The sequence below is a fragment of the Georgfuchsia toluolica genome (genome assembly GCF_907163265.1).
Lineage (GTDB): Bacteria > Pseudomonadota > Gammaproteobacteria > Burkholderiales > Rhodocyclaceae > Georgfuchsia > Georgfuchsia toluolica.
This window is the reverse complement of record NZ_CAJQUM010000001.1, coordinates 1,943,394-1,968,461: the sequence shown is the minus strand read 5'-3', so window position 1 is coordinate 1,968,461 and position 25,068 is coordinate 1,943,394. Positions and strand designations below refer to the sequence as shown.

20 protein-coding genes and 1 pseudogene are annotated in these 25,068 nt (G+C 58.8%); 10 read left to right on the top strand and 11 right to left on the bottom strand.

All coding sequences use genetic code 11. The features are described 5' to 3' along the window. Nucleotides 1-11: 11 nt before the first annotated feature. On the bottom strand, nt 12-2,699 hold the full coding sequence (glnE, locus tag K5E80_RS09255) for a bifunctional [glutamate--ammonia ligase]-adenylyl-L-tyrosine phosphorylase/[glutamate--ammonia-ligase] adenylyltransferase (RefSeq protein ID WP_220635878.1): 2,688 nt from the start codon (nt 2,697-2,699) through the stop codon (nt 12-14). Between the two features lie 290 nt (nt 2,700-2,989). On the opposite strand from glnE, the gene K5E80_RS09250 reads away from it, so the two are divergent. The 3 genes from K5E80_RS09250 to tldD all read left to right on the top strand — a co-directional run bounded on the left by K5E80_RS09250 (nt 2,990) and on the right by tldD (nt 9,233). Continuing rightward, complete coding sequence (locus K5E80_RS09250; RefSeq protein ID WP_220635877.1) at nt 2,990-6,862, top strand: YhdP family protein; 3,873 nt, start codon at nt 2,990-2,992, stop codon at nt 6,860-6,862. Beyond that, on the top strand, nt 6,859-7,656 hold the full coding sequence (locus K5E80_RS09245) for a carbon-nitrogen hydrolase family protein (protein WP_220635876.1): 798 nt from the start codon (nt 6,859-6,861) through the stop codon (nt 7,654-7,656). The genes K5E80_RS09250 and K5E80_RS09245 overlap by 4 nt, the downstream gene beginning before the upstream one ends. A gap of 140 nt (nt 7,657-7,796) precedes the next feature. Continuing rightward, on the top strand, nt 7,797-9,233 hold the full coding sequence (gene tldD / locus K5E80_RS09240) for a metalloprotease TldD (RefSeq protein WP_220635875.1): 1,437 nt from the start codon (nt 7,797-7,799) through the stop codon (nt 9,231-9,233). Nucleotides 9,234-9,531: 298 nt separating this feature from the next. Here the strand turns inward: tldD and K5E80_RS09235 are convergent, their stop codons facing one another. After that, a complete protein-coding gene (locus K5E80_RS09235; RefSeq protein WP_220635874.1) occupies nt 9,532-10,077 on the bottom strand; it encodes a winged helix-turn-helix domain-containing protein in 546 nt (181 codons plus the stop codon). Between the two features lie 319 nt (nt 10,078-10,396). Here K5E80_RS09235 and K5E80_RS09230 point away from each other — a divergent pair, with 319 nt between their 5' ends. The 5 genes from K5E80_RS09230 to K5E80_RS09210 all read left to right on the top strand — a co-directional run bounded on the left by K5E80_RS09230 (nt 10,397) and on the right by K5E80_RS09210 (nt 14,844). Further along, nucleotides 10,397-10,693 carry a c-type cytochrome gene (locus tag K5E80_RS09230; protein WP_220635873.1) on the top strand — a complete coding sequence of 99 codons (297 nt, stop codon included), beginning with the start codon at nt 10,397-10,399 and terminating at the stop codon, nt 10,691-10,693. A gap of 480 nt (nt 10,694-11,173) precedes the next feature. Continuing rightward, nucleotides 11,174-12,250 carry an alkene reductase gene (locus tag K5E80_RS09225; protein WP_220635872.1) on the top strand — a complete coding sequence of 359 codons (1,077 nt, stop codon included), beginning with the start codon at nt 11,174-11,176 and terminating at the stop codon, nt 12,248-12,250. A gap of 490 nt (nt 12,251-12,740) precedes the next feature. Then, nucleotides 12,741-13,628, top strand: a complete 888-nt coding sequence (locus K5E80_RS09220; protein ID WP_220635871.1) for a peptidylprolyl isomerase — start codon at nt 12,741-12,743, stop codon at nt 13,626-13,628. A 109-nt stretch (nt 13,629-13,737) separates the two neighbouring features. Then, a complete protein-coding gene (locus K5E80_RS09215; protein ID WP_220635870.1) occupies nt 13,738-14,178 on the top strand; it encodes a DUF2721 domain-containing protein in 441 nt (146 codons plus the stop codon). Nucleotides 14,179-14,334: 156 nt separating this feature from the next. Continuing rightward, entirely contained in the window at nt 14,335-14,844 is a 510-nt protein-coding gene (locus K5E80_RS09210; protein ID WP_220635869.1) for a bacteriohemerythrin, read from the top strand. Between the two features lie 9 nt (nt 14,845-14,853). Here the strand turns inward: K5E80_RS09210 and K5E80_RS09205 are convergent, their stop codons facing one another. From K5E80_RS09205 to K5E80_RS09175, 7 genes and pseudogenes are all read right to left on the bottom strand, one after another. Beyond that, complete coding sequence (locus K5E80_RS09205) at nt 14,854-15,486, bottom strand: SIR2 family NAD-dependent protein deacylase (protein WP_281420341.1); 633 nt, start codon at nt 15,484-15,486, stop codon at nt 14,854-14,856. Nucleotides 15,487-15,701: 215 nt separating this feature from the next. After that, nucleotides 15,702-17,816, bottom strand: a complete 2,115-nt coding sequence (gene ovoA / locus K5E80_RS09200) for a 5-histidylcysteine sulfoxide synthase (protein ID WP_220635868.1) — start codon at nt 17,814-17,816, stop codon at nt 15,702-15,704. After that, nucleotides 17,813-18,460, bottom strand: a complete 648-nt coding sequence (locus tag K5E80_RS09195; protein WP_220635867.1) for an alpha/beta hydrolase — start codon at nt 18,458-18,460, stop codon at nt 17,813-17,815. Before K5E80_RS09195 ends, ovoA begins: the two co-directional genes overlap by 4 nt. A 39-nt stretch (nt 18,461-18,499) precedes the next feature. After that, complete coding sequence (locus tag K5E80_RS09190) at nt 18,500-18,808, bottom strand: (2Fe-2S) ferredoxin domain-containing protein (RefSeq protein WP_220635866.1); 309 nt, start codon at nt 18,806-18,808, stop codon at nt 18,500-18,502. A gap of 61 nt (nt 18,809-18,869) precedes the next feature. Next, nucleotides 18,870-19,220: a nucleotide pyrophosphohydrolase gene (locus K5E80_RS09185; protein ID WP_220635865.1), complete on the bottom strand. Its 351-nt coding sequence runs from the start codon at nt 19,218-19,220 to the stop codon at nt 18,870-18,872. Continuing rightward, nucleotides 19,199-20,260, bottom strand: coding sequence for a VanZ family protein (locus K5E80_RS09180; protein ID WP_220635864.1), 1,062 nt, complete (start codon nt 20,258-20,260; stop codon nt 19,199-19,201). Before K5E80_RS09180 ends, K5E80_RS09185 begins: the two co-directional genes overlap by 22 nt. A gap of 233 nt (nt 20,261-20,493) precedes the next feature. Then, nucleotides 20,494-21,992, bottom strand: a pseudogene (locus K5E80_RS09175) (high affinity choline transporter 1). Between the two features lie 124 nt (nt 21,993-22,116). Here K5E80_RS09175 and K5E80_RS09170 point away from each other — a divergent pair. Beyond that, nucleotides 22,117-22,509, top strand: coding sequence for a type II toxin-antitoxin system VapC family toxin (locus tag K5E80_RS09170; protein ID WP_220635863.1), 393 nt, complete (start codon nt 22,117-22,119; stop codon nt 22,507-22,509). A 178-nt stretch (nt 22,510-22,687) separates the two neighbouring features. Here K5E80_RS09170 and K5E80_RS09165 read toward each other — a convergent pair whose 3' ends face one another. Together K5E80_RS09165 and hisC are read right to left on the bottom strand one after the other, a co-directional pair. Then, nucleotides 22,688-23,083, bottom strand: coding sequence for a hypothetical protein (locus tag K5E80_RS09165; protein WP_220635862.1), 396 nt, complete (start codon nt 23,081-23,083; stop codon nt 22,688-22,690). 87 nt (nt 23,084-23,170) lie between these two features. Next, on the bottom strand, nt 23,171-24,244 hold the full coding sequence (gene hisC / locus K5E80_RS09160) for a histidinol-phosphate transaminase (protein WP_220635861.1): 1,074 nt from the start codon (nt 24,242-24,244) through the stop codon (nt 23,171-23,173). A gap of 100 nt (nt 24,245-24,344) precedes the next feature. Here hisC and hisB point away from each other — a divergent pair, with 100 nt between their 5' ends. After that, nucleotides 24,345-24,929 carry an imidazoleglycerol-phosphate dehydratase HisB gene (gene hisB, locus K5E80_RS09155; RefSeq protein WP_220635860.1) on the top strand — a complete coding sequence of 195 codons (585 nt, stop codon included), beginning with the start codon at nt 24,345-24,347 and terminating at the stop codon, nt 24,927-24,929. The last annotated feature ends 139 nt before the right edge of the window (nt 24,930-25,068 follow it).

Below are 25,068 nucleotides of genomic sequence, written 5' to 3'. Positions count from 1 at the left end.
GTGGTGAAGATTTAGGATTTTTCGAAAACGATCCGCCACAGTTCGCTTACCGCGGCAATCTGTTCCTGCACCGATTCCGGTGCGACGGTGCGCCCGCCGTCATCGAGGCGTAGCGCATGCTGGATGCGGCGATAGTGGCGGTAGGCATCGCGCACTTTCTCGGCCAGCTCGGCGGGAATCAGTTCCAGCCCGGCGGCAATCCGGAGCAGTGCGATGTTGCCGAGGTTGCCGGTGAGTTCGCGGTGACGATGCGAATAACCGAGCACCAGGTATTGCACGGCGAACTCGACATCGATCAGCCCGCCGCTGTCATGCTTGAGGTTGAATTTTTCCTGTGCTTCATCCGCTTTGGTGCCATGCGCATCTTTCATTTTCTGCCGCATGGCGATGATTTCCTCGCGCAGCTTGAGCAGATCGCGCGGCTGGCACAGTACTTCGATGCGGATTTGCTCGAAGGCGCGGCCGGCCTCCGCATCGCCCGCGGAAAAGCGCGCGCGCGTCAGGGCCTGGTGTTCCCAGACCCAGGCCGATTCGAGCTGGTATTGGCGGAACGCGGCAATGGAACTTACCACCAGCCCGGCCTCGCCGTTGGGGCGCAGGCGCAGGTCGGTCTCGAACAACTGCCCGGCGCTGGTCTGCACCGAGAGCCAGGTATTGAGCCGGATCGACAGCCGCGAATAGATTTCGCCGGCCTTCTCGTGCGCGTCGTCATAGAGGAAAACCAGGTCGAGGTCGGAGCCGTAGCCGAGTTCCTTGCCGCCGAGCTTGCCGTAGCTGATGACGGCGAACTTCGGCTCCTCGCGGTGGCGCGTCAGCATCGATGCCCAGGCGCAGCGCAACGCCGCGTCGATCATGATGTCGGCAAGCTCCGACAGATGGTCGGCCAGTTTCTCGACCGTCAGCAGGCCCGAGACGTCCTGCGCCAGGAGGCGGAATACCTGGGCGTGAAAGGTCTCGCGCAGGATGTCCATCTGCTGCTCGGTATCGGCCGCGGCGACTTCCAGTTGTGCGGCAAGCTGGATGCGGAATGCGGCCCAGTCGGGTACGGTTTCGAACAGGCGCGGATCGAGCAGTTCGTCGAGCAGGATCGGGTGACTTTGCAGAAAGCGCGCCGCGTGGCCGGAACTGCCGACCAGTTGCGCCACCTTTTGCAGCGTTTGCGGATATTCCTGCAACAGCGACAGATAGGCGGCGCGGCGCGATATGGCTTCGAACAGATCGAGAATGCGTGTCAGCGTGCGGCCCGGATTCTGCGTCTCGAGCGAAACCTCGACCACGCGCGGCATCAGCGCGTCGATGCGTTCGCGTACCGAGGCCGGCATCTGCTGGTAGCGCGTGCTACCGCGCATGGCGGCAAGGCGCTGTGCCACGGTATCGGCATCCCTGAAGCCGAGGCGCGCCAGTTCGTTTCCCGTGCGTTCCCGGTCTTCCGCTTCATGCCACAGCGTGGCGAGGGTATGCCCGTTGCGATTCGGGTCGGAGAGCAGGGCTTCGAAATGACGCGTGACATTGCCGCGATGCAGGTCGAGTTGCGCCATCAGCGCCGGCCAGTCGGCAAAGCCCATGGCCTCGGCGAGCAGTTGCCGATCCTGCTCATTGCTCGGCAACGCGTGGGTCTGCGCATCGTCGAGATACTGCAGGCGATGTTCGAGGCGGCGCAGAAAATCATAGGCGGCGGCCAGTTCCGCTTTTACTGCCGCTTCGATCAGCTTGCGCTGCGCCAGGCAGGCGAGCACGGCCAGCGTCGGCTTGACCTGCAAACCGGCATCGCGGCCGCCGCGGATGAGCTGAAACATCTGCGCGATGAACTCGATCTCGCGGATGCCGCCGGGGCCGAGCTTGATGTGGTTGGCCATGTCCTTCTTCGCCACCTCGCGGCGGATCTGCGCATGCAGTTCGCGTAGCGCATTGATGGTGCCGAAATCGAGGTATTTGCGGAAGACGAAGGGGCGACGGATGGATTGGAGATATTCGCACTGACTTCCGGTCAGCGGCCTGGCCTTGATCCAGGCATAACGTTCCCACTCGCGGCCCTGAGTGATGAAATAGTTTTCCAGCATCTCGAAGCTGCATACCAGCGGGCCGGAATCGCCGTCGGGCCGCAGCCGCATGTCGACGCGGAATACCTGACCGTCCTCGGTGATGTCGGCGATGGCGTTGATGAGTTGCCGCCCGAGCCGGGTGAAGAAGTCGAAATTGGAGATCGCGGCGGAACTTCCCCCCGCGGTTTCGCCATCGTCGGGATAGACAAAGATCAGGTCGATGTCGGACGACACGTTCAGTTCGCCGCCGCCGAGCTTGCCCATGCCGATCACAATCAGTTCCTGAGCAACGCCTTTGTCATCATGTGGCACGCCGTAGCGGATAACAAGCGGCATCTGCAGCACCGCCAGCGCGGTCCGTACCGACAACTCGGCAATCAGGCTCATGCCGCGCGTGACTTCGGCAAGATCCGCCAGCCCGGCCAGGTCGCGTAGCGCGATCCAGCTTGCTGCCCACTGTTTGAACTGGCGCAGCACGGATTTGAGATTATCCGCGCCCGGCTGCCGGGCGGCGAGCCATTGCCGCAACGCCTCCTCATCCGGCGCCGTGCGCCAGATGGCTTCGAGTTCAGGCAACAGCGCGGGTCGGGCCTGAAACAGGCGCTGCAAATGGCGCGAATAGCGCGTGAGGGAAATTGGTTCGACGAGCGCGGCCATATTAAGCGGTAGAGTAGAATTTATAGCTGCACACATTCTAGCCGCTGGTGGGAGCATCCCATTCTTCATCATGGTCTTTACCCCGCGCCTGACGCGCATGGTCGCCAGCGCCATCCCTGAAGATTGAAAATGCGCAAAAGCAAATTGAACGCTTCCCACCCCCATCCTGCTCCAGGGCTCGCCCTGCATGGCTCGCCCGTCTCGGCGGCGCAAAGCGGTGCTTTGCGAAACCCCGCCTCAACCCCCAAAGGCGGGGCTATTAGTCGGTTCGCTACGCTCGATATCACAAGATGCTCAGCTATCTCGTCAGAACCCGCGCAGTGATCCGTTTTTTGCGTATTCTCGTCTGGCCGCTGGGCGCCCTGCTGCTCGTCTTCAGCGTTCTCTTGCTGCTGTTGCGTTTTGTGCTGTTGCCCCAGGTCGACAACTATCGCGCGGAGATCGGACACGAGCTGTCGCAGGCCATTCACCTGCCGGTCACCATTGGTCATATTGAAGGCCGCATGCAGGGCATTCGGCCACGGCTGCAACTGCACGACCTGGCGATCAAGGACGAGGCCGGCCGGCCGGCGCTGAGCTTCGACAATGTCGTCGGCGTCGTTAGCTGGATTTCACTGCTCAAGCTGTCGCCACACTTTTACCGGCTCGAAGTGAATGCGCCGGTACTCGCGGTACGGCGCGATGCCGGGGGACATCTGTTTATTGCCGGCCTGCCGGTGAAGCTGGACAGGTCGGGGCCGGACATTTCCGCCTGGGTGCTCGATCAGCATTCGGTGGTGATCCGTGACGCCAGCGTGACCTGGAGCGACGAAATGCGCCAGGCGCCGCCGCTTACGCTCGATCAGCTCAATCTGCGCGTCGAAAAGATGGTGTTGGGGCGGCATCGCTTCGGTATGACGGCGTCACCACCGGCAGGCCTGGCCTCCAGGCTCGATGTGCGCGGGATATTCAGGGGCGACAGCCTTGCCGATATTAAGCATTGGGAAGGCGAGATTTACAGCCAGGTCGATTACGCCGATCTCGCCGGCTGGCACGCCTGGGTCGACTATCCGGTGGAGCTGACGCGCGGTCGCGGCACCATGCGTGTATGGCTTGATTTTGCCAATTTGCGGCCGACCGCCGTGACTGCGGACCTGTCGCTGGCTGACGTGCAGATCCGTCTTGCGCCGGAATTGGCGCTGTTGTCGCTGCATCATCTCAACGGGCGCATAGCGGCCCGCAAACAGGGCCAGGCTGTCGGGTTTTCCACGCGCCAGCTGGAATTGGCAACGAATGACGGGATTGTCGTGGCCCCCACGGACCTTCAAGTCGAACGCGACGAGTTGGGAGGCAATTTCACGGTCAACAAAATTGACTTTCAGGCGCTCTCGTCACTGGCGGCGCATCTGCCCCTGCCGGAAGATTTTCGGCGCCAGCTCGCCGGCTATGCGCCGCGCGGATCGCTCGATCAATTCCGCCTGCGCTGGCGGGGCCAGCAGTGGCCCCCGGCGCGCTACAGCATCAATGGCGCATTTAACAAGCTGGCCATTGCCTCGGTCGGCAATCAGCCTGGCGTCAGCGGCATCAGCGGCACCATCGATGGCAATGAGACTGCCGGTATGCTGTTGCTGACCGGGCATCAGGCGTCGCTATCGCTGCCCGCCGTTTTTCATCAACCCCTGCCGCTCGATATGCTGGATGCGCAGGTGCGCTGGAATCGGAACGACAAGCATATCGAATTGAAATTGGGCCAGGTGCGGTTCCGCAACGCGGATACCGAGGGCGTGGCCAGCGGCACTTACGAGATACACGACAAAGGCATGGGCCGCATCGATCTCGACGCGCGGATCACCCGCGCCGATGGCGCTGCGATATGGCGCTATATGCCGTTGCAGGCCGGACCCGATGTCGGCCCTTATCTGCAGGCCGGACTTACTCAGGGCAAGGTGACTGAAGCCACGTTGAAGCTCAAGGGCAATCTGGACAAGTTCCCCTTCGCCGATCACAGCGGCATTTTCCGCGTTCATGGGGTTTTCCATGATGCCGTGCTGCGCTACGCGGAAGGCTGGCCGCGGATCGACGGCATTGCCGGCACCCTCGACTTCGACGGTCCGGCCATGACCATTGCCGCCAATGACGCCCGCATTCTTGGCGTGCATGCCGCTCCCGTCAAGGCGACGATTCCCGATCTGTCGAGCACGGACGAGCAACTCCTCGTCGAAGGCAGGGCCGCCGGCGCGACGGCAAGCTTCCTCAAATTCATCGAGGCAAGTCCGGTTGGCGCGCGGATCGATCATTTCACTGAAGACATGACGGCGGTCGGCGGCGGCGGGCTCGACTTGAAGCTGGTGCTGCCTTTGCGCAATATGCAGAAGTCGAAGGTGAATGGCAGCTACCGCTTCGATGCCAACCGCTTGCAACTCGATCCTGACCTATCGCCGCTCGAAGACGTGCGCGGCCAGATCGAGTTCAGCGCCGAAAGGCTGGGCGCGAAAGGGGTGACGGCGACCATGTACGGACTGCCGCTCAAGCTGAACCTGAAGACGCAAGACGACGGCAGCGTGCTGGCCGAGGTCGGCGGCGAAGCAAGCGCGGCGCAATTGCGCAAGCAGTTTTCCCACGCGGCGCTGAAAAGCCTGGCCGGCAGCACGCGCTGGAGCGGCACCGTCAAGGCACGCAAGAAATCGGCGGAAGTGCGCATTGCCAGTGATTTGATCGGCATGAGTTCGAGCCTGCCGGAACCCTTCAACAAATCGGCGACGGAAGCGATGCCGCTGCTGTTCGAGCGCAAGCTGGCCGATCCGCGCCTGCTTGGCAAACGGCCGCGTGACGGCACCATTCGCAACAGCGTCGAACTGTCGCTGGGCAGCGGTTTGCGCGCCCAGCTTATTTATCGTCAGGAGGCGCAAAGCGTCTTTGAGCGTGGTTTGGTCAGTATCGGCGATGTGGCGGCGCGGATGCCGGAACGCGGCCTGGCGGTGGCGATCTTTCAGCCACGCATCAATGCCGATCTGTGGCGTCTCTTGTTTAGCGATGGCGGCGACAAACCCGTGCCGGCCAAAGCGGCGCGCGCCACACCGGCCAATGACGATGAACTCAAGCCGAATCGCATCGACCTGCGCAGCACCGAATTGCAGGCGCTGGGACGGGTTTTTCACGACGTCAGGATCAGCGCGACCCGGCCGGGCAACTCGTGGGCGGCGGATATCAACAGCCGTGAGCTGGCCGCGAAACTGGAATGGGTAGATGGCGACAATGCCAGGCTTTCCGGCCGCATTACGCGCTTTGCCTGGCCGGAGGCGGCGACGGCGAATGCGGTGGCGGATGATGCGCTCAAGGCACTGCCCAATCTCGATCTGACGCTCGACCATCTGGCACTGAATGGCCACGATTATGGCGAGCTGCACCTTGCCGCCGAAAACAAGGGCGGCGATTGGAATGCCAACTTCACGTTGCGCAATGACGACGGTGCGCTGGAGGGACAGGGGCGCTGGCGTTTAACCGCCGCGCCGGCGGCCGTCGCCTCGGAGACCCAGGCCGATTTCAAGCTGCATGCGCGCAGCATCGAACGTCTCATGAACCGCATCGGCTACCCCAACATGGTGAAGCGCGGCAATGCCGATCTCAATGGCCATCTGACCTGGAGGGGCGCCCCGCACGATATCGATTTTGCCTCGCTGAACGGACAGCTCAGTCTCGACGCCCATGACGGCCAGTTCAATAAACTCGAACCGGGCGTCGGCCGCCTGCTCGGTATTTTGAGCCTGCAGTCGATCCCGCGCCGCATCACGCTGGATTTTCACGACGTTTTCAGCGAGGGCTTCGCTTTCGATACGGTAAAAGGCCAGGTGAAGGTGAGCAACGGTGTGCTCAGTACGCAGGACATGGAAATTCGCGGTCCCGCCGCCAAGGTGCAAATGGCGGGCAGCGCCGATCTCATCAAAGAGACGCAGGACCTCAAGGTGCGGGTGCAGCCTACCGTCAGTGAATCGGCGGCGGTCGGCGTGCTGTTGGTGCACCCCGCCGCTGGCGCGACGGCGTGGGTGTTCAACAAGCTGTTCGGCAATCCGTTCGACAAGGCTTTTGCTTACGACTTCACGGTGACGGGCAGCTGGTCCGAGCCCAATGTCGACAAGATCGGCGCGCAGCCGGGCGCGGCGGTGAACAAGGACACGGGCAAATGAAAATCGCCGCCGTGCAGATGATTTCAGGACCGGACGTGGCGCCGAATCTGGAAACCGCAGGGGCGCTCATCGCCCAGGCGGCAGAGCAGGGCGCCCAACTGGTGGCGCTCCCCGAATATTTCCCGATCATCGGCGCGGGCGATGTCGACCGGCTGGCGGCGCGCGAACAGTTTGGCAGCGGCCCGATCCAGAATTTTCTGCGTGATTGCGCGCGCAAGCATGGTCTCTGGCTGATCGGCGGTTCGCTGCCCCTGGCCGCGGACGACGAAAACAAGCTGCGCAACAGTTGCCTCGTATTCAATCCGCAGGGCATCGTTGTGGCGCGTTACGACAAGATCCATCTGTTCGGCTTCCAGAAGGGCGAAGAGCAATACGATGAGGCGGCGACGATTGAGGCTGGCAGCACCCCCATCGCCTTCGATACGCCATTTGGCCGGGTCGGTCTCGGCATCTGCTACGACCTGCGTTTCCCCGAGCTGTTTCGCCGCCTCGGCCAGATCGACTTGCTGGTATTGCCTTCCGCCTTCACCGATACCACCGGCCAGGCGCACTGGGAGTTGCTCTTGCGCGCGCGGGCCATCGAGAACCAGTGCTATGTGCTCGCGCCGGCGCAGGGGGGACGCCACCCGAACGGGCGCCTTACACATGGCAACAGCATGATTGTCGATCCGTGGGGCGAGGTGCTGACGCGGATGGACAAGGGTGCTGGTGTCGTCATCGCGGAACTCGATCCGGCGCGGCTGGTCGAAGTACGTACCATGCTGCCTGCTTTGCAGCACCGATTTTTCAAATGATTTTTCACCACAGAGGACACAGAGTACACAGAGGAAGTCAAAATCCTTGATACTTGGCCAAAGCGCCCCCATCTATGCGCTGTTTCTGCCTTCCTCTGCGTCCTCCTTGTCCTCTGTGGTAAATGTTTTTTGGTGAACTTATGAACGATCTTTATTCCACCGCCGAACAGTACCTGCTGGCGCCCTACGAACTGACGCCAGGCAAACTTGAGTTGGTATTCGGCGAATTGTTCGGCCACCGGCTCGATTATGCCGACCTCTATTTTCAATATGCGCGCACCGAAGCCTGGAGCCTCGAAGAGGGCATCGTCAAGTCGGGCAGCTTCAACATCGAGCAGGGGGTCGGCGTGCGCGCGATTGCGGGCGAGAAAACCGCCTTTGCCTATTCGGATGACATCAGCCTGCCGGCATTGACCTCCGCCGCGCAAGCCACGCGCGCCATTTCCGCCGCCGGTGGCGAACAGCGCCTGTCGCTGCTGCGCGGCGCCGGCATACCGGCGCTTTATGCGACAGCCGATCCGATTGCTTCGCTTGAGGACATCGAAAAGGTCAAACTGCTGGAGCGTCTGGAGCAATTCGTGCGCGCCGCCGACAGTCGCGTCAGGGAAGTCATGGCGCATGTCGCGGGCAGTTGGGAAGCCGTTCTGGCAGCCCGTTCCGATGGCCGCCTTGCTGCCGATGTGCGCCCCCTGGTGCGCGTTTCGGTCACGGTCATCATGGAGCAGGACGGTCGCCGCGAGCAGGGTTCTTCGGGTGGCGGCGGGCGTTTCGATTATCGTTATTTCAGCGACGACGTGTTGCGCGATTATGCGCAGAAGGCCGTGCACCAAGCCAGTGTCAACCTGGCTGCCCGCCCTGCACCAGCCGGCAACATGACCGTGGTGCTCGGCTCCGGCTGGCCCGGCATCCTGTTGCACGAAGCAATCGGCCACGGCCTGGAAGGCGACTTCAACCGCAAGGGTAGTTCGGCGTTTGCCGGGCGCATTGGCGAACGCGTCGCAGCGCCCGGCGTCACGGTGGTGGACGATGGCACGCTGAACCAGCGGCGCGGCTCGCTCACCATCGATGACGAAGGCAACCCGACCCGATGCACGGTGCTGATCGAGGATGGCGTCCTGCAGTGCTACATGCAGGACTCGCTCAACGCGCGCCTGATGGGCGTGGCGCCCACCGGCAACGGACGGCGTGAATCGTTTGCCCACCTGCCGCTGCCGCGCATGACGAATACATATATGCTGAATGGCGACAAGTCGTCCGAGGAAATCATCGCCTCGGTCAGGCACGGCCTGTATGCCGCCAACTTCGGCGGCGGCCAGGTCGACATCACCAGCGGCAAGTTTGTTTTCTCCACCGCCGAGGCCTACATGATCGAAAACGGGAAAATCACTTATCCGGTCAAGGGCGCAACGCTGATCGGCAACGGTCCCGATGTGTTGACGCGGGTCTCGATGATCGGCAACGACATGGCGCTCGATCCCGGCGTCGGCACCTGCGGCAAGGAGGGCCAGAGCGTACCGGTCGGCGTCGGCCAGCCGACATTGCGCATCGACGGACTCACGGTGGGTGGCACTGCCTAGTAGCCGGGCAAAGCGATATTAATGGATAACATCACAATATTTCTCACCACCAAGGCGCCAAGTACACCAAGCGTCTCAGGAAAAAGCAATATCGAATTTGAAGTTCTAGGCGCACATTTGTGACCATTGACGTGGGGCAGAATCAGTGTGTCGAACTGGCCATCGGCGATCGAACCCGCACCATAAGCGTAGGTGTACTTCTGCGTAACCATGTCTTGGCAGAGCGGGCGAACCGACTTCGGGCACCAGCAACGCCGGGTATCGGAGACCCGTCCAAAGCGCGCTTCGCCTTGAAACATTAGCCGGAGCGGACCTTCGCCTTGCCACTGCCGGTTGATTTCCCCGAGGATGCCGGGGAGTTTTTTCTCCAATCCTCCTGGGCTGTGACATCAGCCTTGGGGTGTCGCTTGTCGGGCGCAAGCTTGCGCCAGCCATGACGATGCAGGAGATTGTAGGCGGAGGCCAAGGCCACGGTCCGTCCCAGGCGAGCGTCCAATGCCTGTTTGATTTCGCTCACCACCAGAATGTCGCCAACTCTCGCTTTCTCGAAGAACGGTAGCAAAAAGGCGGCCTCCTCCTCGCGCGTCATGTTCTCCCGCCGCCGTCCGCCCCGTCGGCTTGCACCATAACCCGGTACCCCTTCCCCGCGTACAAAGCGCGTTCGCAACTGGCAGGCCCATCCGGCCGACACTCCGATGGCACGGGCTGTCTGCTCCAATGACAAGCCGTACTCAAGCGGTAGAACCACCGCCTGCGCCTGTCTCAACTCTTCTACCGTCCTGGCCTTGGCCAGGCACGCCTTGGCTTCTTCCAGCCATTCCCCTCCACTCGCTCTCCTTGCCATTGCCGTATCCCCATGATCGAGACACCACTATTATTTCATTAATGAAGTGGAAATAGAATTACTTTTACGTTTCTTGTATTTAGCCCAACCATCGCGGTTGGCTTTTTTGCACTTTGGGACCACTTCAGGTGATCGCAATTGCAAAAGTCCGGTGGTCGATATTGGGAAAAATTCTGTGGTTATTTTCTAATGATGAGTAGTAATTTTTTCTGTAGCCAAGCTCCAGCTACAAATCGTTACATCAATGCAGTCAGCCCCAGGAGCGTCACCGCGTTATTGAACACATGGCTATCCACACTACACGCAAAGGAGACATGAAATGAAACATGCAGTTATTGTGAGTACTACTCTTGCTGTGCTATTGCTTGGCGCCGGGCAAGTGGCGTCCGCCGCGGACGGCAAGGCGATTTATGACAAGTCGTGCGGCCTTTGTCATAATACGGGTATGGCGAAGGCAGCGAAGCTTGGCGTCAAGGATGCGCTCAAAGGCGACTCTGACTCCTTGACGGCGTCGGTCATCAAGGGCAAAGGCATCATGAAGCCGCGGGCGGGCACGAAACTGTCCGACGAGGAAATCAAGGCCGCCGTCGAATACATGTTGGCTCAAGGGAAATAATCCGTAGATCGACAGTTAGAATCTTTCACAACCCACCAGTATTCAAGCGACTCTCCACCCGGAGGGTCGCTTCTCATTTCTGGGTCTCTTGGCTGAATTGTTTGCTGCCGATGGATTACTTGCAGCAGAAAGAGTGAAGAGCGCATAAGCAACAACGCGGCTTACATCAACATCCAGACCGTTGGCATGCATGAACCATGAACCGTACCGCCATCGCAATCGTTGTTTCTGTCGCGGTCATTAGCACTACATTGGCGGGCACCTATTGGGTTTTTGTCACATTAGCAACGCATTTTCCGGCAAGACGAATGCTGGGAATGAGAGTGCTGCATGATAGTGAGCAGCGGCTTGGCATGTGTCGCTATTGTCTATTTGGCCAATAAGTGGGTACGGTAACTAAGTCGATACATCCAGCTTTAGGTAGACTCTTCATCGTTGAATATCCATCCCTCTTGTTCTAATTACGTTAAAGCGAAATCCATGACCACACTATTTGATCCCCTTCGAGTTGGCGACCTGCTGTTACCCAATCGCGTCATCATGGCCCCTCTCACGCGTTGTCGCGCCAATGCCGGGCGTGTACCCAATATCCTCAATGCCGAATATTATGCACAGCGCGCCAGCGCTGGACTAATCTTAAGTGAGGCCACATCTGTCGATCCGATGGGCGTGGGCTATCCCGATACGCCGGGAATCTGGTCTGTCGAACAAATCAACGGCTGGAAACTCGTTACTCAGGCCGTCCATGCTTGCGGCGGCAGGATTTTTATGCAGCTGTGGCACGTAGGCCGCATTTCTGACCCAGACTTCCTGGGTGGTCATTTGCCTGTTGCCCCAAGTGCCATTGCCCCTCTTGGCCACGTCAGTCTGTTACGCCCGCTGCGGGAATATGTCGTGCCGCGTGCGCTTGAAACCCATGAGATTCCGGCAATTGTCGAGGCCTATCGCAAGGGCGCCGAGAACGCGAAGCAGGCTGGCTTCGATGGTGTCGAACTACACGGCGCCAACGGCTACCTGCTGGATCAGTTCCTGCAGGACAGCACCAACAAACGAGACGATCACTATGGCGGTTCGATCGAGAACCGTGCACGCTTGATGCTGGAGGCCACGGATGCCGTTATTTCCGTATGGGGTGCAAACCGGGTCGGCATGCATCTGGCGCCAAGGGGAGATGCTCATTCCATGGGGGACTCCGATCCCCTCGCCACCTTTGGCTATGTGGCCGAGGAACTGGGAAAGCGTGGCATCGCATTTATCTTTACCCGCGAGTCTCTTGGCGAAAACCGGATCGGCCCTCAATTGAAAAAACGTTTTGGAGGCGTGCTGATCACGAACGAGGGCTTCAACCGAGAATCTGCGCAGCAAGTCCTTGATTCCGGCGAGGCAGATGCGGTTTCGTTCGGCAAGCTTTTCATTTCCAATCCTGACCTGCCAAGACGGTTGCAACTCAATGTGCCCTTGAATCCTTTCGATGTGAAGACCTTCTACGGCTACGGACTTGCAGATGCGGAAGTGGGGTACATTGACTATCCGAGCCTTGTGGCAGAAGCCGGATAATCTTTGTGTTACGTTTCTTGTACCTGGCCCAGCCTCGCAGTTGGGCTTTCCCCATTTTTGGGGCCGCAGGGCAGATCGGCATACCAATCGTGATCGGTATTGAGAGAGGTCGGGGAATCCGAATGCCCCCCGGCGGCGGAATTCCCCCGCTGGCACTCAGTACACGCCCTTGGCGTTGAGGAATGCGCCATACTTGCAACCTCCGTCCTGAATGTGGCGTACCAGCCAAGTTGCGAAGAAGTGCACGAAGCCCTGACCATTACTATATGACCTCTCACCCTACCCGTCACCGCCTCAAATTTGCCGATATTGCCCTTTGCCAACGTTTTTATGATCCAATCAGTGCGGAATACTTCGTGAAGCAGAGCGACGGCATGGCCGCCATGATTACTGGCGGCACCGTACCGGATGAATTTGAGGCCGACGACATCATAGGCATCGACAAGTAGCCTTATGCTTATCTTGATACACTTTTTTATAGGATCTAAACATGTTATTCAAAACCGGCATTCTGATTGCCAGCGCAGCATCTCTGATCACTCTGTACGGATGCAATTCCTCCGATCATCCAAAAACCGCAGCTCCCTCCAGGCCTGCCGTTGCCGCCACTGTGAATGGCACCGCCATCAGCGAAAGCCGCGTAGATTCATTGGTCAAGCAGAATGCTGCGCAAGGACAACCAGAAAATCCCGAATTGCGCAAAGAAATTATTGAACGTCTGTCGGTGCAATTACTCATTTCTCAGGAAGCCATCAAGAAAGGTTTGGATAAAACACCTGAAGTATTGGAGCAGATCGATTTTTCCAAGCAATCCATCTTGGCCAATGCTTTCGTTGAGGACTACTTTAAAAACAATCACGTCAGCGACGATATGCTGAAAGCCGAGTATGAAAAAATAAAAGGCCAGATGGCCGGCAACGAATACAAGGCACGTCACATTCTTGTGGAGAATGAAGCGGAAGCCAAGGGCATCATCGCCAGACTGAACAAGAACCCCAAGATATTCGAAACCCTGGCCAAGGAAAAGTCCAAGGACCCCGGTTCCAAAGTCAATGGTGGCGATCTGGGCTGGTTCGATCCGCGCGGCATGGTGCCCGAGTTCGGCGCAGCAGTCACAAAGCTGGCAAAAGGGAAATTTACTGAAGAACCAGTCAAGTCACAATTCGGTTATCACGTCATCCTGCTGGAAGACTCCCGTCCCAAAACGTTTCCGCCCTTTGATCAAATAAAGTCGAAGCTGCAAGAGCAAGTACAGCAGCAGAACTTGAAAAAGCTTTTTGACGACATGAAGGCGAAAGCGAAGATTGAAATCACCCAGGCGGCTATTCCCGCAATTTCACCCGCAAAGGAAAACAGGCCGGCTGAACCGGGCAAATGACACTGGATTGCCTTGTCACTGATATTGCGGCGGCATATACGGATTACCCAAGTATTAATAAATAAAACTACCGCATAATCGTAGTCGCAAACAGAGGCAGGAAATTATTTTGCAAACGCTTTCCGGCATCACCAGTGTTGCCCACGTTATCCAACTTGCAGTGGCGCCAGTGTTTCTGCTCACCGGCGTCGCTGCAATTCTGTCTGTCCTGATCAATCGTCTGGGACGGGTAGTGGACCGCTTTCGTGCGCTGGAGATCAAACTGTCGGATGCACATGAAAGCGCTCTGGATACGGCTCAGACCGAGATGGCTAGGCTTGCGAGCCGTGCGCGCTTGATTCATTGGGCAATCGGGTTTTGCACCGGCTGCGCATTGCTGGTCTGCATCGTCATTGCCACGCTGTTCGTTGGCTCGATCACTGGAGTGGAAGGGGGCAATATCATTGCGGCGCTGTTTATCACCGCCATGTTATTGCTGGTGGTTGGATTGCTCTGCTTCCTGCGCGAGATCGCGCTTGCCACCGGCAACATCCATGTAGTGCCGCGCTGATATTGCTGAACAAAGCTCCAAGGAACATTGGCAACCGCCACCCCGCCCGCGGCTGCCGTTACAAACCAATGCAAGAAATATCTGTAGCTGCTATATTAGAAAAACGTTTGCTGTCCAATAGCGGCAGGGATTTCATTGCTTGTGAAGGGAAACGTGATGACTGAAGATTGCGAAATTATCTTGCCAAAGCCTTCGCGGTCTTCAGGCATAAGTTCCGGCAAGGAACTTGATCCTTTATTGCAAAGCGGCCACTGGCCGCCACTACAGTATGCCGAATGGTCCAGCCGCTTTGAACTCGGCATCCCGCTGATCGATAAACAGCACAGGCAGTTTTTCGATTTGGTTGCCAGTTTCAACGGCGATGACAGCGAGGTGCGGGTGCTGAAGGCGCTGGCAATTCTCAGCGATTACATTCGCATTCACCTGCGGGATGAAGAAGCCCTGATGGCTGCCGCGCATTACCCTGGTCTGGAGGCGCATTGCCGCTTGCACGCTGATTTGCGTCACATGCTTGCCGCCTTGCTTGGGCGTGCACGCAAAATGTCGCTCGACGAAATCGCCGCAGAAGTGAAATATCTCATCAATGGCTGGCTATCTGAACATATCATTACGGCGGACCTGGGGTTCGCTCCATATGTAGCGCGAGATAAACATCTTGCCCAGTGATTGTCCCGATTATTTCAGTTCCGTGTCGATTTCCCGCAACGCGGCCAACGCGCCCATTTTCAGGGAAACGCCTTTGGCGTTGCCCAACTCCGATTCGGCCGGGTTGATGCGGATCAGCGGCATGCCCAGTCCCTGGCTGAAATGCCGAACCGTCGCGATATTCGTCCCTGCGCCGAGCTCGATCACCAGTACCCGTTTGGCCTTTTGCAGCCATTGATTCAGCTTCGCCTGCTGCGCCCTGGCAACTTGCGATTGCCAGTTCCAGTCGCCAAACATCAATATATTCGGCCGCACCAGTGCCCCGCAGTCAGGGCAGACCGGCAATGGCGAAACAAGGCGGCACTGCTCATCCACGTCAGGCTGGATATCGTCGGCGGACCATATCGCGGGCGAACAAGACGCCATGCATTGGACACGATGAATCGAGCCGTGGCATTCCACTATATTGACCAGGCCTGCTTTCTGGAACAGCCCATCGACGTTGGACGTAAACACGAACGCGCCTTGCGACATTCGCCCCCCCCATTTGCGCAAAATGCGATAGCCATCATGGGGTTCGGTCCGGCGATACAGATTCAAGCGATGGCCATAAAACCCCCAGGCCAGCTTCGGGTCAGTCTCAAACGTATCAGGAGAGGCGATTTCCTCAAAATGGATACCTGACTTTGCCAGTGCCGGATATGCGCGTCAAAACCCGGTTGTCCCGCGAAAGTCCGGGAGCCCTGCATCCACACCCATGCCGGCACCAGCCGTGATCAACAGGCCATCTGCCTGATCAATCAGTTTGGCACAGCGCAAGAATTCAGAAGCATTCAATTCGTCAGCCTGCAAAAAAGCGATACGCCCAATAACATTTCCTACTGTTTTTCCCAGATCGTCACTTCGGACAGGCTGTGCTGATATTTGCGCCGCGTTTCGCGAATCACGAAAGGCACTTCGCGCGGACCTTCGATGAGATGAAAATGCGCACCAAGTATTTGCTTCAAACCATCGAGCGTGGTGAAACTCTCGCCGTCGCGCTTGAAGCCACCGACCCAGTCCGCACGCGGCGTGTACTCTTCAAGCCAGGTGTAAGGTGAAGCCAGAAGCAGCAGGCCACCGCGGTTGATGCGCTCATGCATCGATTGCAGAAACTTCGCCGGGCTGTAGAGGCGGTCAATCAGATTGGCGGCCAGCACCAGGTCGTAGCCGGTAAAGATGTCTTTCAGGTTGCAGGCGTCGCCCTGATAGAACTCGACCTTGTGACGCACAGCGTCGAGGCCGAGTTCGGCCAGCGTGCGCTCCTTGTAAAGCAGCAGTTCGCCTTCATCGACAAGTGTGTAGCGCAACACGCCCTGTTCAGCGAGCTTCACTCCTGTGCCAATAAAGCGCGCCGAAAAATCGATGCCGGTGACGCGCTCGAAGTGGCGCGCGAGTTCGAAGGTGGCGCGGCCGGTGGCACAGCCGAGGTCCAGTGCCTTCAGCGCCGGGCGATTGCCCATTGTCTTGATGGCAATTTGCGCCAGCGCGCGCGGAAAATTCGCTACGCCGAAATACTCCTCGCCGTAGTGGAACTCGCTGTACTCGCTCAGCATGCGGTCGCTCTCGTAACCCAAAGCCGGAGCGGCTGGCGCATGTTCGGCCACGACATAGCGAAAACCCGCGTGCTGAAAGAAATGACGGCGGAAAGCATAACGCGAAGCGCGCACGGCCTCATTGCCGCAGGAAATCCACGAGCCACCCTTGATCAGGTTGTGGCGACCGTCAAAGGTCGGTGTGGTGAAATCGTCGTAGATCGGATGCACCGCGAAGTGGTCGAAGGGATAGGTTGGTGTCTCGGTCCATTGCCAGACGTTGCCGACGACGTCATACAAATCGCCGTGACGAAATTGCGTGACCGGGCAGGACGATGCCCAGTGGTCAAGATGCAGATTGGCGGCGGTTGGCGCCTCGTTGGCCGGGTCGTGTAAACCGGAAATATCGTAGAGGCGATACCACTCGTCTTCGCTGGGCAGTCTGACGCGCCGTCCAGTCGCGCGTGCTTTCCAGTTACAGAAAGCCTTGGCCTCGTGATAGTTGGTTTCCACCGGCCAGTCCCACGGCATCGGCACTTCTTCACACATCAGGCGCAAGTGCCAGTCTGCATCGCGCCTGATCCAGAAGGTGGGATGTTGTGCTCGCGCGAACTGCCGCCAGTGCAGGCCCTCCTCTTCCCACAGGCTGTCGTCGGCATAGCTCCCCGCTTCGACAAAGGCGAGGAATTCCTGGTTCGAAACGAGATGGCGGCTGGCCTGGAAAGCAGGGAGTTCCGCCTTGTGGTTACCGTACTCGTTGTCCCAGCCATAGACCGAATCGTCGAACGGTTTGCCGACGCTGACGGAGCCGGCTGTGATCGTCACCAGGTCATTTTGCGACGCCACGCCGGATTGACGGCAAGGCATCCAGGCTGGATGTGGCTTGACGAACCTGAGGTCGTGCTGGCGGATCAGCACCGATGAGGTTTCGAGATGAATGCGTTCGTGCTCGATGCCCATCAGCACAACCCAGAACGGATGCGGCCAGCCCACGGGCAATGTCAATGGCGTTGTCGCGATGACGCGATCCACGACTTCGCGCATTTCGCGGCGATAGGTCCGCACTTCGGCCGGCGTCGGCCAGTCGTAGTGGGCATCGTTGAGGTCGTCCCAGCTCATCTCGTCGACCCCGACGGCGAACATGGATTCGAAGCGGGGATTGATGCGCTGTTCGATCAGGCCGGCCAGAATGAACTTGTTGATAAAGAAGGTCGCCGTATGGCCGAGATAAAAAATCAGCGGGTGGCGCAGCGCGATCGGTTTCTTGTAATAGGCCTCGTCGCCAGTGAGCACCTCGAACAGCGATTCGTAGCGGTCGCAGGTGGCGTGGAAATAGTGCCGGATCTCGGCGCGTTTGGCCTCGGCGTTGTCGCCGGCCAGCAGCGGAGTGCGCGAGAACAGAGTATTTTTCACGCTCATTCTCCTACCGAAAGCGGATGAAAGCTGCGCTGCACGATGGCGCGGATGATGTGCAGGCGACGGTGAAAGAAATGGTCGGCGCCGGGCACCACGATGACCGGCAGTTCGAGCGGCTCGGCCCATTGCAGTACGTTCTCCAGGGGCACGGTTTCGTCCTTCGCGCCATGAATGACGATGGTATCTTGAGGCACCGCGCTTGTTTCATAGCTGCGTGCGCCTTCGATGTAACCGGCGGCGGTGCCGACCAGCACCAGTCGCCTTGCCGGACCGCCCTCGTCGGCAAGACGTTTGGCCAGGCGCGTGACGACGAAGGCGCCGAAGGAGAAGCCGGCGAGATAAAGCGGAATCCGGCCAAAATGCGAACGGGCGAACGCGTAAACCGCGTGCAAGTCATCGGTTTCGGCGATGCCGTTGTCGTGTTTGCCCTTGGATGCGCCGACGCCGCGAAAATTCGGCCGCAGCGTGACACAGCCCATTTCGCGGAACGCGCGCGCCAATGTCGTCACCACCTTGTTGTCGGCGCTGCCGCCGAACAAGGGATGCGGATGGCCGACGATCACCATGCCTTGCGGTGTTTCGTGTGGCTCGACGAAAACTTCGATGTCTCCTGACGGCCCTTCGATCAATATGCGCTCATGTGCCATTTGTAAAATTAAAAAAGCAATTCGCCAAGATTTTCAGGTTTATATTTTCAGCCGTTCGACGATGCGGCCATGCAGCAGATGCTCGTTGATGATCTCGTCGATGTCTTCCTTGCCGGCATAGGTGTACCAGATACCCTCAGGATAGACCACCAGCACCGGCCCCAGTTTGCAACGGTCGAGGCAGCCGGCGGAATTGATGCGCATGCGCCCTGCGGATTTCGGTACCAGTTCCTTCAGGCGTTCCTTGGCATACGCGCGCATCTCGTCCGCGCCATGATTCTGGCAGCAGATTGCGCCGTTAGCGCGCTGGTTGATGCAGAAAAAGGCGTGACGTTTGTAGTAACTCATTCGAATTTCCTGGAAGGCGTGAGGAGTAAGGAGTCTGGAGAGAGGAGTAAATCCCGGCGCATCATGCGCCAACACGCTGGTTTGCCTCCTCACTCCTCACTGGGTATTTCTGTGCATTCTTCGCCATCTTGTTGTGTGCCGCGGCGATGAGATCGATGTCGAGCACATCGGCCAGTTCGACCAGATAGATCAGCGTATCGGCCACTTCATCGCGCACGGCGGCGAGTTGTTCGGCCGTTAGCGTTTGACTTTGTTCCGGCGTCATCCACTGGAACTGCTCGACCAGTTCGGCCGCTTCGACGATCATCGCCATGGCGAGATTTTTCGGCGTGTGATACTGGCGCCAGTCGCGCGCGGCAATGAATTGGCGCAGTGCATTGCGCAGTTCTATCAACTTGTCTTCTTTTTCCATGGGTCACGGTCCGGTAATAGCAGCCATGCTAACGCAAGGAATGGCCACAACATCGACAACAGCCGGGTCAGGCCGTTGAAATTGAGAAAGTGCCCCTGCCGCCAGATCTCTGCCGCTTCGGCGAGGTAAGGATTCTGCGGCGCCAGGTTCACCAGCACCGTTGCCAGCAACAGGGCGACCGCGGCAAAAGAGCGGCGCAATCCCTGACCGAGGTACAAGACAGGCAACAGCACTGCGCAGCCGATGGCGACACCGCTGGCATTGCCGCTCGTGATCCAGTGCAATGCCTCGGCCGGGTCGACCAGGATCGCCGCCGCCAGCGCGCGTATCACCACACCAAGCAGCAACATGGCGAAAACGGCACGCGCCTTCAACCCCAGTGCCGCCAGCACCAGCCCGACTGCCAAGGCATTGATGGCGGCAATTGCCGCCTCAATGTGAGCGAAGCGCGAGACATCGAAGGGCAGCGCCGGTTCGATGCCGAGCGCGCGGCGCAAATCGCCGTTGCCAAACAGCAGCGACTCGGGATTGACCTGCGTCAGCAGCCAGAAACCCATCAGCACCAGTCCGCTGTCGCCGATAAAACCGGACACGATATGACGTTCGCGCAATGCGGCGAGATGGCCGCCGGAAAGCAGGGCGCCGCCCCAGCGCGCGCCCATGATGGCGCCAAACAAGGTACCCAGGGTGTTGCTGCCAAAATCAATATTGGAAGATACGCGAGTCGGCAGATAGTTTTGTGTTGTCTCCACAGTTCCGCTCAGCAGGGCACCGAGTACTGTGATGGCAGGAATTGCCAACACTCGGCCCAGGCGCCTTTGCAGCACCGTGGCCCAGAGGAAACCAAAAGGCAGATAGCCGAACACATTAAGAACGATGTCGAACCAGGTCGAGTAGCGCAGCCAACCCGTCGTAAGCCAGGCCAGCGGCGGCGCGCCGAGATCGCGCCAGCCGCTGAACGGATGCAGGCTGGCATAGATGACCAGCAGCGTGAAGGCAATGGCGAGATGGCGCGCTAATGCGTTGTGTCTATCGGCCATCGCTTGGGTTTAGTGTGGAAGAATGTATTACGAAGTGAATTGTTTCAATCGAGCGTAGCGAGCCAAATGGTAGCCCCGCCCCCGGAAGGCGGCGGGGGCGGGGTTTCGCGAAGCACTGCTTCGCGCCGCCGCAGCCGGCCGGCTGTGCAAAGCCGACCGTGGAACGGAGGTGGGAGTTCGATTTGCATTTGCGTTTTTTTATCGTCAGTGGCGCAACAATTACAACATGAGCGCTATGTGTGGTGATGAACGTGCTCAGGGTGCGGCTGTATGGCGGCATGATGACCGTGCCGCAACTGGTCGTGAATACGCGGATCGTGATGCACGAACTGCGGCAGCAGCGAACCGGCGATCATGCCGAAAAAACTCGCCATCACGCCGGCAAGCTGGGCCGGGATGAAGGGATTTTCAGGGCCGGCGATCAACACCGAGAGCCATACGCCGATGCCGAAAAAAATCGCCAGCAGGGCGCCCTGATTGGTGGCGTGACGCCAGTAAATGCCGAAAACCAGCGGAATGAACGCCGAGACCAAGGTGATCTGGTAGGCATTCTCGACCATCTTGAAAATGCTGGCCTTGGAATTGATGGCATAGAGCGTAACGATGATGGTGAAGGAGAGCGTGACGAGGCGCATCATGCGCAGCAGATTGCGGTCGGACATGCGGTGGCCCACCATCGGCTTGAGAATATTTTCCGAGAAGGTGACCGAGGGCGCGAGCAGGGTGGCAGACGCGCAGCTCTTGATGGCGGATAACAAGGCGCCGAAGAACATGATTTGCGCAAATAGCGGCGCATGTTTCAGAACCAGATTGGGCAGGATCAGTTGCGAGTCGGTGTCGATCAGGCTGGCCACCATCTGCGGATCGATCATGGTGGCCGAAAAGGCGAGAAACATCGGCACGAAGGCGAAGATGAAATACAGCGAGCCGCCGAGCACCGAACCCCACACTGCGATCCTCTCGGTCTTCGAAGACTGCACGCGCTGGAACACGTCCTGCTGCGGAATCGAGCCGAACATCATGGTGATCCAGGCAGCGAAAAACCCCACGATTTCGGCGGCATTCGCCGACGGCCAGAACGAGAACTTGCCCGCCGCGCGCGCATGCTCGACCACCACGGCGACACCGCCGACCTGCTGGCTAAGCTCGCCGCCGATCCAGAGCATGCCGATGACGATGATGATCATTTGCAGAAAATCGGTGATCGCCACCGCCCACATGCCGCCGAACAGGGTATAGACCAGAATCGTCGACGAGCCGATCCACATGCCGGCGCGGCGAGCTTGCTGATCTCGCCGCCCGAGACGACGTTGAACACCAGGCCGAGCGCGGTGATCTGGGCGCCGACCCAGCCCAGATAGGAGATCACGATGGCCAGCGTGGTCAGCACTTCGACGCTGCGGCCAAAGCGTTTCTTGTAGAAGTCGCCGATGGTGAGCAGGTTCATGCGATACAACGGCGCGGCAAAAAACAGCCCGACCAGAATCAGGCACAGCGAGGAACCGAAGGGATCGGCCACCACGCCGTGCAGGCCCTCGTTGAGGAAAGTGGCAGGAATGCCGAGCACGGTTTCCGAACCGAACCAGGTGGCGAACACGGTGGCCGTCACCATGTAAAACGGCAGATGGCGGCCGGCGACGGCGAAGTCCTTGGTGTTATGCACCCGCGTCGCGGCGTAGAGGCCGATGGCGACTGAAATCAGCCAGTAAATGATGACGAACCAGAGAAGCATGACGAGCCCTATGTCGTTGAGGAGCGGCCGTTGGCGGCACAGTGCGGCAAATTATAGAGCCACTTTACGCTCAACCGCCCGGAACAACGCGCCTGCGCAACGAAGACGAGGCCTGCAAGTCGCGATGATCGCCGTCGATACCAATGTGCTCGCGCGCCTGCTGCTGCGCGATGACGAGGCACAGTATCGCAAGGCAGTCCGGCTGTTCGGCGACGGACGCGACTACGCAGCGCCGCCGACCGTGATTCTGGAACTGGTATGGGTAATCGATAGCTATGGCTATGCGCGGGAAGACATCGCCATCGCCCTCAAGTCCCTGCTGGGGTTGCCCAACTTCAAGCCCAAAGGTCGTGCCGCAGTCGCCATGGCCCTTGTGTGGTATGAAAATGGAATGGGTTTTGGCGATGCGCTGCATCTCGCCCTGAGCAGCGGCGACGAAACGTTCGTGACCTTCGATGAGCGCCCGACCAAGTGCGCTGTGCGCTCAGGGCTGGCGCCCCCGGTTGAATTGTCGTGATCGAGAGGATGGGGCTCCTGAATTTATTTCGAGTCTGGAACCTTTAATTCGCAATGCCATACATATATGCTTTTGAAATTTAACTCGAACACGGTCCCTTATAATTTCGAAAAAGAGACCGAAATAGGGACCTTCTATCGGGGGCGGGGCAATATCGTATGGCTTCACAATGCGACATTCACCTGGCTCCCGTATGGTGTTTATGAAGGTGGAATCTGGATGCCAAAATCAGGCGGTGCTCCGCGCCTATACAAGATTGTTGGAGCGAAAGAGATAGAAACGAAGAGCCTTGAGAGTATTGATACACCATTGAGGCAGGGGCAAGCCGCGACTTGCCTGGAATGGCGGCGGAGTACACCGAAAACGCAGGAATGATCGTCAAACCGCTCGAGTCTGCCGCCATTGGGAGCTCGATTGGCGTCGCTATCGTGGGCGCAAAGTGCAAGTCGATATACGAGAAAATGCTGGCAAACCGCGATTCATGGCAGAGTGCAGCAGTCCCGATTTTGATGATAGAGCGATAAAATGACTTCACGTCGTCGATGCGCCCCACCCCGGTGATGGCAGGCGTCACGCGCATTCGCCGTCAGAATGCGTGCAGCAGATTAAAGGGGTCGTGGCCGTACTGATTAAGGGCTGTGGTCGACTATTCTTGCCGATCTTATCCCGCAGCAATTTCGCGCAGCACTCCTACCAGTACCTCGCACTGCGCGTCCGTACCGACTGTGATGCGTAAAAACTGCTCGATACGCGGCAGCTTGAAGTGACGCACGATGATGCTGCGCTCGCGCAGCCGGGCGGCGAGCGCAGCCGCGTCGTGTTGTGGATGGCGCGCGAAAATAAAGTTGGCGCCTGAAGGCAGGACTTCAAAGCCAAGACCGTGTAGTCCAGAGACCATTGTTTCGCGCGAGGTAATGACGGCGGCGCGGGTCTTTTCGAAATAGTCGCGATCTTCAAAAGCGGCAATGGCACCGGCCTGGGCCAGACGATCCAGCGGGTAGGAGTTGAAGCTGTTCTTGACCCGTTCCAGCGCTTCAATCAAGCCGGCATGACCGGTGGCGAAGCCGACGCGCAGGCCGGCCAGCGCGCGCGATTTGGACAGCGTCTGTACCACGAGCAGGTTGGGATATTTTGCGATCAGCGGGATCGCCCCGATTTTTTCATAGGGGCCGCCGAAATCGATATAGGCTTCATCGACCACTACGACCGAGTCGGGGTGGTTTTTGAGCAGACGCTCGATGGCATCGAGACCGAGCAGGCAGCCGGTCGGCGCATTTGGGTTGGGGAAAATGATGCCACCGTTGGATTGGCGATAATCGGCGACCTCGATCTCGAAGGCATCGTTGAGTGCGACCGTTGAGTAATCAATGTCAAACAACGCGCAATACACTGGATAGAAGCTGTAGGTGATGTCGGGAAACAGGATCGGCTTGTCATGCTTGAGCAAGGCCAGGAAGGTCAGCGCCAGCACCTCGTCCGAGCCGTTGCCGACGAAAACCTGCTGTGGCGCGATACCGAAGTTGTCGGCAATCGCCGCCTTCAAGCGATCCGCATTGGGGTCGGGATAGAGCCGCAGGCCGTCGCCGGTCGCTGCGCGGATCGCCTCGATCACGCGCAGCGAGGGGCCATAGGGGTTTTCGTTGGTATTGAGCTTGACCAGATTGTCGAGCTTGGGCTGCTCACCCGGCACATAGGGGGTGAGGCTGCGGACGGTATTGCTCCAGAAACGGCTCATGAATGGTTGGATGGCGCAACGCGTAGAGGCGCTTGAATACAGGCGTGGATAAATTGAAATGGTATCATGCCACTGTTCCCAACTTGCTCGCCAATACACCATGCGCAAGGCCGAAGTTTCCCGCAATACCCTCGAAACCAAAATTACCGTTCGCCTCGACCTCGACGGCACGGGTGCTGCCAAACTCGGCACCGGGCTAGGTTTTCTCGACCACATGCTCGACCAGGTCGCGCGTCACGGCATGATCGATCTCGACATCGAGGCCAAGGGCGATCTGCATATCGACGGTCACCATACAGTGGAAGACATCGGCATTACACTGGGTCAGGCCCTGGCGAAGGCTATTGGCGACAAGAAGGGATTGCGCCGCTATGGTCACGCCTACGTGCCGCTTGACGAGGCGCTGACGCGCGTCGTGGTCGATCTGTCGGGTCGTCCCGGGCTGACCTTCGAAGTGCCCTTTACGCGCGCCATGATCGGCGAGTTCGACGTCGACCTGATCCGCGAGTTTTTCCAGGGGCTGGCCAACCACGCCCTGATCACCGTGCATATCGACAATCTGCGCGGCGACAACGCGCACCATCAGGCCGAGACGGCATTCAAGGCCTTCGGCCGGGCCTTGCGCATGGCAGTCGAAGCCGATCCGCGGGGTAGCGACATTCCTTCGACCAAGGGCAGCCTATAACTCGCCTTTGGCGGTCAAACAGTACAAATCGAAGTGACCTGTTCAATCGAGCGCAGCGAGCTGTTAGTCATCTCCCCCGCGAGGGGGGAGGGCGGGAGGGGGCGGACCTTTATGTCCTTGCGCCCTTTCGTTCTCTGGA